The organism is Fischerella sp. JS2 (assembly GCF_032393985.1).
GTDB lineage: Bacteria > Cyanobacteriota > Cyanobacteriia > Cyanobacteriales > Nostocaceae > Fischerella.
The window spans coordinates 4,481,504-4,496,580 of sequence record NZ_CP135918.1 but is presented as its reverse complement, the minus strand read 5'-3'; the positions used below and the strand labels follow the sequence as shown (position 1 = coordinate 4,496,580).

Below are 15,077 nucleotides of genomic sequence, written 5' to 3'. Positions count from 1 at the left end.
TCGTAGAGTAGGGTGAAGGGTGAAGGGTGTTTTTTGCTCCTTTATCTTGTATTCTTTTTTAATGCGATCGCCATAAAGCTTACAGGAAGCCTTTATCGTTGATGTTGTCAAAAATGCAAGAAAAGCTGCCAAAAATATTTAAGTTAAAGGCAGGTAATGCCAGCAAGACTGTCTTGCTGTTGGCAGGAATCTTTTTTTTCCTGTGTTTGTTATTTACCCTGCACCGCTACTATACTTTTTACGCTTCCTTCGACCAAGGCATTTTCAACCAAGTTTTTTGGAATAATCTGCATGGTCAATTTTTTCAAAGCTCTCTTTCTTCCAGTCTTTCCACTAATGTAGTTCACGCTGGCGAAGTTCCCACAGTATATTACCATCGACTCGGTCAACACTTTACACCGGCGTTATTACTGTGGCTACCCATCTACGCCTTATTTCCCTCTCCCGCCACTTTAACTGTTTTGCAAGTTACACTGATCACGGCGGCGGGTTTGGTGTTGTACGTACTGGCTAGGCAATATCTCCAACCATTATTAGCAGTCATGATTACCGCCAGTTTTTACAGTGCTAATGCGGTGATCGGACCGACTCTCAGTAACTTTCACGACATTTGCCAGATTCCCTTGTTTGTATTTACACTGCTGCTAGCAATGGAAAAACGCTGGTGGTGGTTATTTTGGTTGATGGCAGTTTTGATTTTAGCTGTACGGGAAGATGCAGGTATAGGATTATTTGGGGTAGGAGTTTACATGATTTTGAGTCAACGCTTTCCCCGTGCTGGCGTTGCTGTGTGTATCCTCAGTTTTGGCTATATATTGGTGCTGACTAATAAAATTATGCCCCTGTTTTCTGAGGATGCTTCGCGCCGATTTGCGATCGAACGATTTGGACAATATATTGATGGTGATGAAGGTTCGACTTTGGACATTATTCGTGGCATGGTTAGCAACCCTGTGCAGTTATTAGTCGAATTAGTCACACCTATAGACAGAACTATTAAGTATTTGCTAGGTCAATGGTTGCCCTTAGCATTTGTGCCTGCTATTGCTCCTGGTTCTTGGATGATAGCTGGTTTTCCATTATTACAATTATTTATTAGCAAGGGTGAATCTGTTCTTTCTATTACAATCCGCTATGCTTTAACCGTCGTCCCAGGATTATTTTACGGGTCTATTCTCTGGTGGTCGCAGCATCAACAAAAATTTAAACTTTCATTTCGCCGCTTGTGGATAGGTTGTATATGTCTATCTCTGTTTTTTAGCCTCACATCTAACCCAAATCGCACTTTTTACTTTTTGATCCCCGATTCCGTAAAACCATTAGTATATGTGTCTGCACTACAACAATGGCAACATGTAAATCAGATGCTTCCTTTGCTGGCACAAATTCCTCCAGATGCTAGTGTATCTGCAACTACTTATATAGTTCCCCATCTTTCTAGCCGACGGGAAATCTTGCGTTTTCCTGGCTTGCAACTACGTAATGATGCCCAAGAAGTTATCAAAGTAGATTATGCGATCGCTGATCTTTGGCAATTACAGAAATATCAAGCTGCATTTAAAAGCGATCGCAGTTTATTAAAAGATTTAGTCCCACTGATTGACCAGCTCACCAATAATGGCGAATATGGAATCATAGGCTTTGAAGATGGCGTCATTTTATTAAAAAAAGCTGCCAGTTCGGACACACAAGCAAAAGCAGCTTGGTTACAATTCCGGCAAGAGTTAGCAGAAGGGGATAGGGGATAGGAAGGAGGACAAGGGTGATGGGGTGATGGGGTGTAGACGCGCAAGCGGCTTCCCGTAGGGTAGGGGTGATGGGGAGTAGAGGAATAAGAACTAACTACTAACTACTAACTACTAACTACTAATGTACAGACGCGATGTTCCTCGCGTCTCTACCCACTAACTACTAACTACTCACCACTAACTACTAACCAATAACAAATGACAAATTTTAGATAAATCTAAAGGCTTGGGGGATTGCATCGAATGAAAATATTAGTGCTGAGTTGGGAATTTCCGCCCCGTATTGTTGGAGGAATTGCGCGCCATGTCTCAGAACTTTACCCGGAAATCGCCAATTTAGGGCATGAAGTTCATCTAATTACGCCTGAATTTGGTCATGCACCTATGTATGAAGTCGTGGACGGGGTGCGTGTGCATCGCATTCCTGTAGCCAGTGGTAACGACTTTTTCCACTGGGTAGTAAACATGAATGAAAGCATGGGCAGTCATGGGGGAAAATTGATCGCTGAGGAAGGCCCCTTTGATATCATCCATGCTCATGATTGGTTAGTTGCAGATGCGGCGATCGCTCTCAAGCATACCTTTAAAGTTCCCCTAATTGCTACGATCCACGCTACCGAATATGGACGCTATAACGGTATTTATAGTGACACTCAACGTTATATTAGTGGGAAAGAAGAACTATTAGCCTACAACGCTTGGCGAATTATTGTCTGCACCGACTACATGCGTCGAGAAGTAGAACGAGCCTTACACAGTCCTTGGGATAAAATTGACGTTATTTATAACGGTATTCGTCCAGAAAAAAAACGCCATCACGAAGACTTTCACGCCCTAGACTTTCGTCGTCAATTTGCTGAAGATGGCGAAAAAATCGTTTACTATGTGGGTCGCATGACCTACGAAAAAGGTGTTTCTTTGCTCTTAGCAGCTGCTCCCAAAGTACTCCAAGAAATGGGAGGTTACGTTAAGTTTGTGATCATCGGTGGTGGCAACACTGATCATCTCAAAAAACAAGCTTGGGACATGGGAATTTGGCATAAATGTTATTTTACCGGCTTTATATCTGATGAATACTTAGATAAATTTCAAACTATTGCCGACTGTGCGGTTTTTCCTAGCCTTTATGAACCCTTTGGAATTGTTGCCTTAGAAAGCTTTGCGTCTCGTGTTCCCGTAGTAGTATCTGATACAGGTGGTTTTCCAGAAGTAGTGCAACATACGAAAACAGGCATTGTCACCTATACCAATAACCCAGATTCTTTGGCGTGGGGGATTTTGGAAGTTCTGAAAAATCCAGGTTATCGCCAATGGCTGATTGATAACGCTTATGAAGATTTGGAACGACGCTTTAGCTGGCCGAAATTAGGCAAACAAACAGAAGAAGTATATCAGCGAGTGGTGCATGAGCGATCGCTCATAGTCTGGTAATAGATAAAATTTTTGGTGTCTTAGTGTCTTAGTGTTTCAAAAATAATCTATCTTTTTCACCACAAAGACACTAAGACACTAAGAAGAAAATTGTTTTGTAGTGGGTGATGAACTTTTAGTGCAGCACCAACGATGAAAATCTTTATTCCTTATGCCTTCTGCCGTCTGTCTTATTAAAATGGTGTTTGCGTGTGTAAATGCAGTCTTTCTCCTAACTGTGGATGTTCAAAACTCAATTCCCTGGCGTGCAGATGTAAGCGACTTGCGCCTGCACAACATCCATAAAGGCGATCGCCTAAAATTGCCACCCCAAGTCCTTGGGGATCAGCAGCATGAACTCGCAACTGATGAGTGCGTCCGGTTAGTGGTATAAATTCTATACGAGTGTAGTTTTCTTGTTTACCAATAATTTGAAACTTAGTCAGGCTAGGTTTTCCGTACTGCCAATTTACTTTTTGATAGGGGCGATTCTGGGGATCTCCCCATAATGGCAAGTCAATTACACCTTGATTAATGGTTACAGTACCAGAAAGCACTGCTTCATAAATCTTGCAAACCTGCTGTTGCTGAAACTGCTGGCTGAGTTGGCTATAGGTTTGGCGATCGCGAGCTAACAAAAGAATGCCAGAGGTTTGTTGATCTAAGCGATGTACAGCAGTAAGTGCCATTCCATCTGGTAAAAGATGGCGTAACCGACTGAGAACACTGTCTTGAGTGTCGCGATAACGACCAGGTACTGATAGTAATCCTGGGGGTTTGTTAACAACAATTAGCCATTCGTCCTCATAGAGAATCGGAACCTCTCCCCAAACCCCTCTACTATAAGGTGTGAGGCTTCTTACTCCCCCTTCCCTACGAGGGAAGGAATCTGGGGGGTTAGGTTCCAATCCCGACAGCAAAAACCCCATCAATGGCTGACAACGTTCTACACAGGCTCCGTAGAATTCTCCTGGAATTTTATCTTGATTATTAGAGGATGGCCCCCACCAAAACTCTGCTATTGCCAATGGTTTTAAATTATGCGTTGCTGCATAATGGAGTAGCTTAGGGGCGCAACACTCACCAGTACCAGTGGGTAAACCTTCTGGCATAAGTTGTTGTAGCGATCGCGACTGTCCGAAAAAGTTCATTAGGGAGTAAGCAGCGTGCATCTGTGCTTGGAGTTGGCGGGATAGTTCTTTTCGCCGTTGTCTCAGTTCCTGCATCCGTATATCTGCATTGTCAATTATTTGCTTAAATGGCTGTAATACTTCATCCCGTCGGCGTTTGAGTTGTCGTCGCTCAATGCCATCTCGACGACTTTCTTCCTCAAGTTGTTCTAGGGCTGTTGTCAGTGCTTCTGCTGTTAGGGTTTCAGAGAGTACCTGACGTTGGGTGTGGCGTTGCCGTTTGCGATCTTGGTGGCGATCGCTGATTTGTTGCAGACCCAATTCAAACTCACGAGACAAAGTTGCATACTGTTGGCGTTCGGGAAGTTGCTTGAGGGTAATCAGTTCCTGCTTGATGGCGTCTAACTCAGCCAATGTCCGGGCTTCATCTAAAGCAACTTCATCTCGTCCGGGAATTGGTGGAACCCAACCCTCAAGCACACTGCAACCATTTAGTAAACCAGAGAAAGCTTTAAGTATCCGTTGTTCGCCACTTGGTAATTCTACTAGTAATATCCCGTACATCTTGCCTTCACGGGAATAAAGCTCATCGCTAGCGAGTTGCTGCATGAGATGATAGGCGATCGCTTCTACTAAAGGGGTGCGGGGAAGTTTCAGTAGTTCACCAGTTTGCGGACAATGCCCTTGATAGTAATAGCTGGGAGACGAGTTACTGACAGCGTGATTGCAGTCAATAAAGTCTGAAAGTGTGTGCAAAACCACAATATAGGAATCCCATTTGATTACTGAACATACTTGTGAAGGAGGCAACAGGCAACAGGCAACAAAGAAGTTAGAGGTGTATTGATTTTTTTCAAAAATCAAATATGATACCAAGTTGTGTTTAAAAACCTTACCCCATCCCCTCTGTTGCGAGTTCACCAGAGGGGAACCAAAGGCAGGGTGAGGTAATATCTATAGAATGCAACTCGGTATAAGTCCTATAGCAAGTTTGGCAGTTGAAGAAACACTTGATAGTTTACTTTCTACATTTTTGCTCGCAATAATTATACCTGAAACAAATACTTTGAAAAAGTTAAGGGAACAAGGTTAAAGGCATGAGACAACCCTTTACCCTTGCTCCACAAGAGTGCAAAAATTACTCTAACCAAACTCTGCACTCCTTTACATTTAATGCAAACCCGTACTAAGCCGTGACTGGCTTGATGTTTTGATTGACGCGGAACAGGTTGGTTGGATCGTACTTATTCTTAATTGCAACTAGACGCTTGTAATTGTCACGATAGGTGGCCTGAACGCGCTCTTGACCCTCCTCCATCATGAAATTTACGTACGCACCACCACAGGTATGGGGATGCAATGCATTCCAATATTCCTTTGCCCAGCTAGTAATGCGATCACAATTAGCCGGATCTGGATCGATGCCAGCCATAACCATTGACCACTTTGCCTCACGGAAACTGAAAGCTGTATCTTGATTGCTGACTTGGTTGGCTGCGCCATCAATCGGATACAAATGCATGGTTGATAGCAAGCTTGGCAGTTGCGAACCATATTTTACGTGTAGTGCGATCGCCTCATCGCTCAACTGGTTGATCAAATCGCCTTTCCAGTACCACTGCAACCCTGATGGTAACAACGGATCAAACATGCTCTGCAAAGCAGGATAGGGCATTGAACCAATGTGTTCAAATGCTGGGGCAAAGTTGCGGATGGGTTGAAACACTTCCTCTACTTTCTCCAATGCTCCGGTGTAGCACCAAATAATGCCGCACATTGTCTTAGTATGCAGGTGTTCCGGGAATGGTGGCCCCGGTGGTACGTTCAGAAAGGCAAAGAAGCCATACATATCTTCCTGCACATTGATGCTGAACTCTCGATACCACTGCATGATCTCAACAGCCCGATCCAAATGCCACAGCGTCGGCCCAGCATAAACTGTACTGACGGGATGTGCCTTGAACAAAAAGGAGGTGACAACACCAAAGTTACCTCCACCACCACGCAACGCCCAAAACAGATCCTCATTCTCTTGGGCATTAGCGGTAACAAAACGCCCGTCTGGCAGCACTACGTCCGCTTCCAGCAGATTATCGATACTTAAGCCGTACTTGCGGGTCAGATAGCCGTGTCCACCACCTAAAGTTAGTCCAGCAACGCCAGTAGTAGAGATGATCCCACTGGGTACAGCCAGACCGAATGCATGGGTTGCATGATCCACATCTCCCCAGGTGCAGCCGCCTTCGACTCGCACTGTACGCGCTATAGGGTCAACGCGAATCCCCATCATAGGTGAGAGGTCAATAACCAAGCCGTCATCGCAAATCCCCAAACCTGCACCATTGTGGCCGCCGCCTCGAACTGCTAGGAGCAGATTGTTTTCACGGGCAAAATTAACAGCATTGATGACATCCGCCACGTTGGTACAACATGCTATTAGCTGGGGGCGTCGGTCAATCATGCCATTGTAGACCTTGCGGGCGTTGTCATAGCCTGCATCATCGGGACAGAGCAGCTCACCGCGCAGGCTGGTCTTCAATTCTTCCACTGCTGCTTGCTCAAGAACAGTTTCTTCACCTGTAATGGTGGCAACATGTAGGCTAACCATTATTTCTCTCCTTAGCTACTCTATATCTCGTCAGTTGAATGCCAATTCGCCATGTGTTGAGCGTGAGTTTTTAGATAAGCTCCTGGCTGGAAGTGATGGTCGTAGAACTCTAAATCTAAGTGATGAGCCTGGAGATAAGTCAAAATAAACACACTGGGTACAGTGCCGGGGAATTTGCCAAAACGGTCGTATATGTACTGCGCCATCACAGCAACACAGTCCTTAAACCCTTCACTATGAACCTCAGCACTTCCACGCACCTTAGCAGTTTCTTTCCAAGGTCCGGGTGTGTCGCGGTGGAATGGCCCACCTGATCCGAACTTCCGCTTAGCAAAGGCTTCCACTGCTGCACGCATGTCGGGATAGTGGGGCGGACAAAAAGCTTCAAATACTCCAGGTAAACCAGTCGGGTTAGGCAGGGCCCAACGTTCATCGGTGTCGTAGCGGAAACCTAAACCTGGCACATCCGGATCACCACTGGCACCCAGTACAACATGGCGATCCATACCATCGAACATCCAACCACCCAGCCCCATTGCTTGCAGCATCAGCATACCCGCATAGCAACAGGTTGAAAGCTCAGCAGTACATTCCGTCAAGGAATACTGATCGATGAAGGTCATGGGGAAGGGTTCGTCTAAATTTACCAGATGTTTGAATTTTTCCAGTCCTGGAATTTGTTCTCGATTCACATCGTCATAAATGCAATAGCCGTTCTGCACCAAGAAGCAGAGGTTAGCAATCATATGCTGGGCAATGTCACTTACAGGAATAATCAGCAGACTTCCTGGACGATTAACACACCAGGTGTTGTGTCCTTCCATGTAGGGTTCAGCAGGTGGAATACGCAAGCGAGTGTCACTCAGCTTACGAATCCGTTGGCGATGGGCAGCTAATAGTGCATCCAGACTGATATCCTCGTCTGCTTGCCGTTCTACTAAAGCATGTGCATCGCGGGTTGCAAAGAAATAGACGCCATCGTCATTAGTAAAAAATATTTCACTGGTATGGAAACCTGCAGCTGAAGGAAAGGTACGTCCGCCCGCAGCAGCAGAGTAGTTCGACAGATGAGGGGCGTATCTGGCATGGCGTGTAATCATGTGGTGCCACCCAGTGTTACCTGCTGCTGCGGTCAGAACCATCATCTGCTCTAGTTCCGAAAGCGGTAAAGGCTGATGGTGAGATGTAAATGCTAATGGACCATCCGGAATAGAAGCACCAACAGAGAAGCGACGCGCACGTCTACCAAATAATGCCTCTACTAACGGGAATTCTAAAGCTGTCTTCAAACCAGGTAAATATGCTTTTGTCTTCATAATCCACAACTTGCCTTCTAAAATTTTGTTAAATTCAGAAATTTACAGATGTTTTTATTTGTTTGCATCAATTGTTTGTAGAAGTGGGTTTTGTTTAATATTTTTGCTAACACCATCCCTAATACGATTTTGGATTTTAGATTTTAGATTTTGGATTCAAAAAGATTTACTAACTATGCTTTTGAGCAATCAATCTGTTACTATCATTTTTCAAATTGGTATAAAATAGATTTGAAAAAATTCGAGTGATGTTAATAGATTGATTGACTTGCTGCTAGCTATAAATCGACATAGCTGCCTCTGTTTTGAATTGCTTGACTTTCTTCCTCATCTGCCATTGGAGTAGTTTTAACTTCTATCTTTTGATATGTTTGCAAACACACACACCACGAACTGTACAATTTAAGCTGGGGATTGCTAAATGCAATCATCACAAAATCTTCAGACCAAAATGTATGGTCAAACACATAACAAATACCTGGAAGTAGAACCACTCAATTAAAGCTTTATATACTAATCGAAGGCGCTTGAGATATTTACGCAATCAAGACAAATATTTACATTTCTTTAGAAAATTGATTTTAAGTGCATCAAAGTAGGTTGGGTTTCCTTGCGTCAACCCAACTATAAGACAATGCGTATAATTAATTTTACCTAAGTACTTAAAAACTACCGTAGATGCTGATTGACAAAAAGCTCATGTTAGCAAAAAATATTGGTATTTAGCTTGTCTTCATGTCCCTGTTTATACCAATTAAAAAAATATTTAAAGGCAGATAATCCCACCCGCCTAACGCCACTCTCCCCAAGATCCTACCGTGTAAATACAAGTTGGATTTACCCCCCTTAATCCCCCCGATATTCGGGGGGAAACAACAAATCCAGTTCCCTCCCCTTCTAAAGGAGAAGGTTAGAGTGAGGTAAAACCAGGATTTCTAAGCTATTTCAGACTTGTGTGTACACCGTAGCCCCGGTCTTTTGTCTATTGCAGGTGGTGCAAGATGTAAATTTACGAGGGATTAACGGGAATTTTTTAGGATTCATGCAAGAGGTTTAATACTTTGCGTGTTAACGGTACATCATCAAATGCAGGTTGGCGCAAGTCTACACTTCCCTCACTTAACTGTGCAAGTTTTGCAACGATCGCATCCAGATTTTTCTTGGCATCACCAAATAGCATCCAGGTATTGTCTTTATAAAACAGAGGATTCTCAACACCAGCGTAGCCACTGGCCATACTACGTTTCATGACTATGACAGTGCCAGCCTTCCAAACCTCTAGTACAGGCATACCAGCAATCAGACTCTGAGGGTTTTCCAAAGCACTGGGGTTAACAGTATCGTTAGCACCGATCACCAGCACAACATCAGTTTTAGGAAAGTCCTCGTTAATCTCATCCATTTCTAGGACGATGTCGTAGGGTACATTAGCTTCAGCCAGGAGGACGTTCATATGTCCAGGCATCCGACCAGCTACCGGATGGATGCCAAAGCGAACCTGCACACCGCGATCGCGTAGCAACTTTGTGAGTTCTGATACGGTATGCTGGGCTTGAGCTACTGCCATACCGTAGCCAGGGACAACGATGACACTCTTGGCATTTTGCAACAGTTGAACAGTATCCTCAATTGTTGCTGTGGTGACATTGCCCTCTAATTTCTCTCCACTAGGAGTTGCTGCACCAGTTTGCTCACCAAAGCCCCCGAGAATCACGCTGAGGAAGGAACGGTTCATGGCCTTGCACATGATATAGCTGAGGATGGCACCACTACTGCCCACCAGCGCCCCCGTAATGATTAGCAAATCGTTCGATAGCATGAAACCAGCGGCGGCGGCTGCCCATCCAGAGTAGCTATTGAGCATGGAGATCACCACCGGCATATCAGCACCACCGATCGCCATCACTAGATGAATGCCCAAAACCGAGGCGATTATGAACATAGTTAACAGCGATTGCAGTCCACTTAGATGTGCTGTTGTCAAAAACTCGAAACCTAGCCATACTGAAGCCGCAATCATCCCCAGGTTGAGCCAGTGTCGCCCCAGCAAAAGCAGAGGTTTACTGCTGATCATGCCCCGCAGTTTGCCAAAGGCAACCACTGAACCTGTGAAGGTGACAGCACCAATAAACACACCCACAAAAATTTCAATTTCGTGAATTGTAGATTCAACTGGAGTTAGTTCTATCGACTCTTGCAGATAATTGGCAACGCCCACCAGAACTGCTGCAATTCCTACAAAGCTATGCAGAATCGCCACTAGTTCTGGCATTGAGGTCATTGCTACCCGAGAAGCCACAATTGCACCGATCACAGCTCCTGGGATGACAACTGACGTGAGAATGCCGTATGTAGTTACATCTAGAGAGAATGCGGTAGCAACTAGAGCAATCAGCATACCAACCATGCCGTAAACATTACCTTGGCGGGCAGTTTCCTGATTGGACAGTCCCCCGAGACTGAGAATAAATAAGGCGCTAGCCACTATATAGGCGACTGTCAGTAGATTATTCGACATAATTCTTTTCTCTCTACTTTTGGAACATCCTAAGCATCCGTTGGGTGACTAGGAAGCCACCAGAAATATTGATTGTCCCGACGAAAATAGCGATCGCTCCTAAGATAGTCGATGAACTTGATACCCCAGACAGTTGGAGCATACCACCAATAATAATGATGCCGCTAATCGCATTGGTGACACTCATTAATGGTGTATGGAGAGCAGGCTTAACATTCCAGATTACCTGCCAACCAACAAAGCAGGCTAGGACAAACACAATCAAATGAGATAAGAACGAAGCAGGCGCACTTATACCAATACCGACGAGAGCTAAACCAACAAACACTAGCCATAGTAAGTTACTACTGCCCTTCGAGGAACTAGAAGTAGGGGATGGAGCTATGGGGAGATGGGGAGATGGGGTGACAAGAGTAGGCTCTTTCTTCTTTTCCTCCTGCTTCTCTTGTCCCCCTGCACTCCCTGCTTTCTTCGGTGGCGGCCAAGTAATCTCTCCTTGATGAACTACTAAAGTACCCCGAATGACCTCGTTTTCGAGATCCACTTTGTAGTTTTTCGCTCCTCCCATTTCTTCCAGGAGATGGTAAAGATTGCTGCCATAAAGTTGACTTGCTTGTTGGGCCATACGGCTGGGTAGATCACTCAGACCAACAATCGTCACTCCCTTATAACAATAAACTTCACCAGGGTGAGTACAGGCACAATTACCGCCTTGTTCTGCGGCCATATCAACGATGACCGATCCCTCCTTCATGCTCTCGACCATTTCCTGTGTAATCAATATAGGCGCTCTCTTACCTGGGATCAGCGCTGTTGTAATGATAATGTCAACTTCTTGAGCTTGAGCGGCGAACAATTCCATTTCAGCCTTAATAAATTCGTCACTCATAACTTTGGCGTAACCGCCCTCACCTGTGCCATCTTCAGCAAAATTCAGCTCCAGAAACTCCGCACCTAGACTCTGTACCTGTTCTTTCACTACAAGGCGCGTATCAAAAGCACGGACAATTGCACCCAAGTTCTTAGCAGTACCGATAGCTGCTAGCCCAGCAACACCAGCACCAATTACTAGTACCTTCGCAGGTTGCACCTTTCCGGCTGCCGTAATCTGTCCGTTGAAGAAGCGTCCAAAGTGATTAGCAGCCTCAATCACAGCGCGGTAGCCAGCAAGATTTGCCATTGAACTCAGGGCATCCATCTTTTGTGCCCTAGTGATGCGCGGAACTGCATCCATTGCTAACACTGTGGCTTTACGTGCTGCCAGTTTATCAAGTAAATCCGGGTTCTGGGCTGGCCAGATGAAGCCGATTTGCGTACCTCCCTCACGTAACAGTTCAGTTTCATGCTTTCCAACTTCCGGGTGCGTTTGCGGTGGACGAACTTTAAGTACAATATCTGACTGTGCCCATAGAGTAGGAGCATCGGGAACAATCGTGCATTCAGCCTGTATATATGCTTCATCTGCAAAGTTTGCACTTGCGCCCGCACTAGACTCAACTAGCACATCGAAACCAAGTTTGATCAGACGTTTGGCTGTGTCCGGTGTAGCTGCTACACGACGTTCGTCAGGGTAAACTTCCTTGGGAATACCAACCTTCATGCGTGTTCTCCTTTTAATGTCGCGGAGTTTCCCAGGTAAAGAGAGACACTAATTTATTTAGAGTTTGGATTTAACCATATCACCATGAGTAAGTGTTAATATCTATAGCTGTCTTAATTCTTCACAACAGTAGACAGGAAGTAAGAGGATTTTAGATTCGTTTACCTTTCTTCTTTAAACGCAAAGGGACGCGGAGGTAAACGCAGAGTCACGCAGAGTGTTTCTCAGGTATAATTATTTCACCATCTGTCCTCTGCCTTTGATTTCACCTTCTGCCATCTGCCATCTACCTTTGCTCTCCTGAGTGCCTTGCAAATATTCCTCCAAAGTAAAGGAATCTACTTGAATTGCATCATTACGAGCGAACTCTGCTTCACAGATTAGCTCAACTTCTTTGTTATTAATCACCCCAGCTTGGAGGGCTGCTGCAATCAGTTCGTCGGGTTTTTGCTGTGGTAGTTTCTCTGTGTGGCTGGCATTTTTGATCTTTTTGAGTAGTGGTTCAGCTTGGGATAACAAAATGAAAGCTTTTTCTAAACGTCCCAATGCTTCTTCGCTGCTGGTAGGAAGATCAATTCCTGCGGTGAGGCGATCGCGTATTTGTCCGGGAGTTTGTAGTTTGCGGGCAACTTCACTGCCAAGTTTGTCATTGGGTAGGGAACCAATGGGATTGAGTCGCCACCACCAACTTACAGGCCCAGCCAACAGTATACCTAGAACTGGTACAGAGAAATTCTGGAAAATTCCCTCAAAGGCTAACTGTATCTGAGCAAAAGCGTATTGCATTGCCCAGTGAACAAAAGGTAAGTCTTCTGGTTTTCGCCCTTCGGCTTCAAAGCGGCATAGGGTTGCAGTAGCTAAGTACATCCAGCTGAGAATATCGGCAAACCTGCCTGTTAGCTTTTCTCGTCGCTTTAATGTACCACCAAAGGCAAAGATAGTGATATCAGTCAGTAAGGCAAAGGTAGCAGATGCCCACTCTAGTTTACGGTAATATTTAGCCGTCGCACCTGGGACGGGAGAAACAGCTAAATACCCACGGGAAACACTGAGAAACAAGGAGCGAAAAGTATTACGTACAGTCAATCCGAGATGATGCCAGAAAGCTTGATCGAAGGCAGCGACATCTGATTGATGCAGCGCTGTAATTTCGTCATACACATAAGGATGACAGCGAATCGCTCCTTGTCCAAAAATCATTAAGGTGCGAGTGAGAATATTTGCGCCTTCAACGGTAATAGAAATTGGAGTGGCTATATAGATATTTGCTAATAAATTTCTGGGCCCGCGACAAATTCCGGCACCGCCCATAATATCCATACCATCGTTAATAATTTTGCGGGAGAGTTCTGTCAAACTGTATTTAGCGATCGCCGAAATGACTGCTGGTTGTTTTCCTTGATCTACTGCACCGCAGGTATAAGTTCGCGCCGCCTCTATTAAGTAGGTAAGACCGCCAATCCGTGCTAGAGGTTCTTCTACACCTTCAAAACGACCAATCGACAAACCAAATTGTTGCCGTACAACAGCATAAGCACCTGTAACTCTTGCTACTAATTTTGCTACACCCGTACAGCTAGCAGGGAAGCTAATTCCCCGACCTGCTGCCAAAGTCTGCATGAGCATTTTCCAGCCATTACCCGCCTGTTCTACACCGCCGATAATTTGGTCAATGCTTACCACAACGTTATCTCCTTCCGTGGGAGAATTGTAAAATGGCACACCCATTGGGTCGTGCCGCCTACCCATGATTACACCTGGTGTATCGGTAGGAATTAAAACGCAAGTAATGCCAACTTCTTTACCTTTACCTAAGTAATTTTCCGGATCGCGCAATTTAAAAGCTAGTCCTAAAAGAGTGGCGATCGCAGCTAAGGTAATATATCGCTTCTTCCAATTCAGACGCAAATAAAGCTTGCCATCCTCACCCCTAAACACAATTCCTTCAGACTTGATACTGGCTGCATCTGAACCAGCAGTTGGTTCTGTCAGCGCAAAACAAGGAATTTCTTCACCCCGTGCTAGACGTGGGAGGTAATAATTTTTCTGTTCCTGTGTACCGTAGCGGAGTAATAATTTTGCCGGGCCTAATGAGTTTGTCACCCCCACAGTAGCGATATGTGTAAAAGAACGAGAAGCCAACTTTGTCATTACATTGCTGTAGGCAAAATTAGAAAATCCCAAACCGCCATATTCTTGGGGTATCATCATCCCCAAGAAGCGCTCTTTTTTGAGATAGTCCCAAACTTCTGGTGGTAAATCCTTACGACGATAAATTTCCCAATCACTCACCATGCGACAAACTTGTTCCACCGGACCATCCAGAAATGCTTGCAATTCTGGTGTGACTTGAGGATATAGTTCTTGATTAATTCTTTGGAAATCTGGTTTACCAGAAAAAAATTCTCCATCTACCCACACATTCCCCGCTTCAATTGCAGCCCGTTCAGTATCAGAGATTTTTGGTAATAAATTAAAAGCTTTAATGGCCTTAATCAATGGGGATGTGATGATATTTTGTCGCAGAATAGGGATATTGAATATGCAAGCGATCATACCAAAAATCACCCAAATCCAGATCGGCGCGTGAAAAAATACTAGTAATGCTGCAAAATAAACCGACCAAACCCACAAAGAAACACCGATATAACCAAGTAATAGTAGTAGGAAACTTAGCGTAGAAATAAGGTTCATCAGTTTTACCCTAAATTAGAAAAATATCACGCATAGACGCAAAGAATTAGAGT

The 15,077-nt window shown here is 44.7% G+C and carries 9 protein-coding genes; 2 read left to right on the top strand and 7 right to left on the bottom strand.

From position 1 onward, the window contains the following. Window positions 1–113: 113 nt before the first annotated feature. Window positions 114–1,748 carry a DUF2079 domain-containing protein gene (locus RS893_RS19025; protein ID WP_315786908.1) on the top strand — a complete coding sequence of 545 codons (1,635 nt, stop codon included), beginning with the start codon at window positions 114–116 and terminating at the stop codon, window positions 1,746–1,748. 243 nt (window positions 1,749–1,991) lie between these two features. Then, window positions 1,992–3,179 (top strand): glycosyltransferase family 4 protein, encoded by a 1,188-nt coding sequence (locus RS893_RS19020; protein WP_315786907.1) that lies wholly within the window; start codon window positions 1,992–1,994, stop codon window positions 3,177–3,179. A 173-nt stretch (window positions 3,180–3,352) separates the two neighbouring features. Here RS893_RS19020 and RS893_RS19015 read toward each other — a convergent pair whose 3' ends face one another. From RS893_RS19015 to RS893_RS18985, 7 genes are all read right to left on the bottom strand, one after another. After that, window positions 3,353–5,053: an RluA family pseudouridine synthase gene (locus RS893_RS19015; protein ID WP_315792025.1), complete on the bottom strand. Its 1,701-nt coding sequence runs from the start codon at window positions 5,051–5,053 to the stop codon at window positions 3,353–3,355. A gap of 421 nt (window positions 5,054–5,474) precedes the next feature. Then, entirely contained in the window at window positions 5,475–6,749 is a 1,275-nt protein-coding gene (locus RS893_RS19010; RefSeq protein WP_315786905.1) for an FAD-binding oxidoreductase, read from the bottom strand. 167 nt (window positions 6,750–6,916) lie between these two features. After that, window positions 6,917–8,212 (bottom strand): hypothetical protein, encoded by a 1,296-nt coding sequence (locus tag RS893_RS19005; protein ID WP_315786902.1) that lies wholly within the window; start codon window positions 8,210–8,212, stop codon window positions 6,917–6,919. Window positions 8,213–8,490: 278 nt separating this feature from the next. Beyond that, a complete protein-coding gene (locus RS893_RS19000) occupies window positions 8,491–8,643 on the bottom strand; it encodes a hypothetical protein (protein ID WP_315786900.1) in 153 nt (50 codons plus the stop codon). Window positions 8,644–9,245: 602 nt separating this feature from the next. Next, window positions 9,246–10,730, bottom strand: a complete 1,485-nt coding sequence (gene pntB / locus RS893_RS18995) for a Re/Si-specific NAD(P)(+) transhydrogenase subunit beta (protein WP_315786897.1) — start codon at window positions 10,728–10,730, stop codon at window positions 9,246–9,248. Window positions 10,731–10,743: 13 nt separating this feature from the next. Then, entirely contained in the window at window positions 10,744–12,330 is a 1,587-nt protein-coding gene (pntA, locus tag RS893_RS18990) for a Re/Si-specific NAD(P)(+) transhydrogenase subunit alpha (RefSeq protein ID WP_315786894.1), read from the bottom strand. A gap of 234 nt (window positions 12,331–12,564) precedes the next feature. Further along, window positions 12,565–15,024, bottom strand: coding sequence for an acyl-CoA dehydrogenase (locus tag RS893_RS18985; RefSeq protein WP_315786891.1), 2,460 nt, complete (start codon window positions 15,022–15,024; stop codon window positions 12,565–12,567). Window positions 15,025–15,077 lie beyond the last annotated feature (53 nt).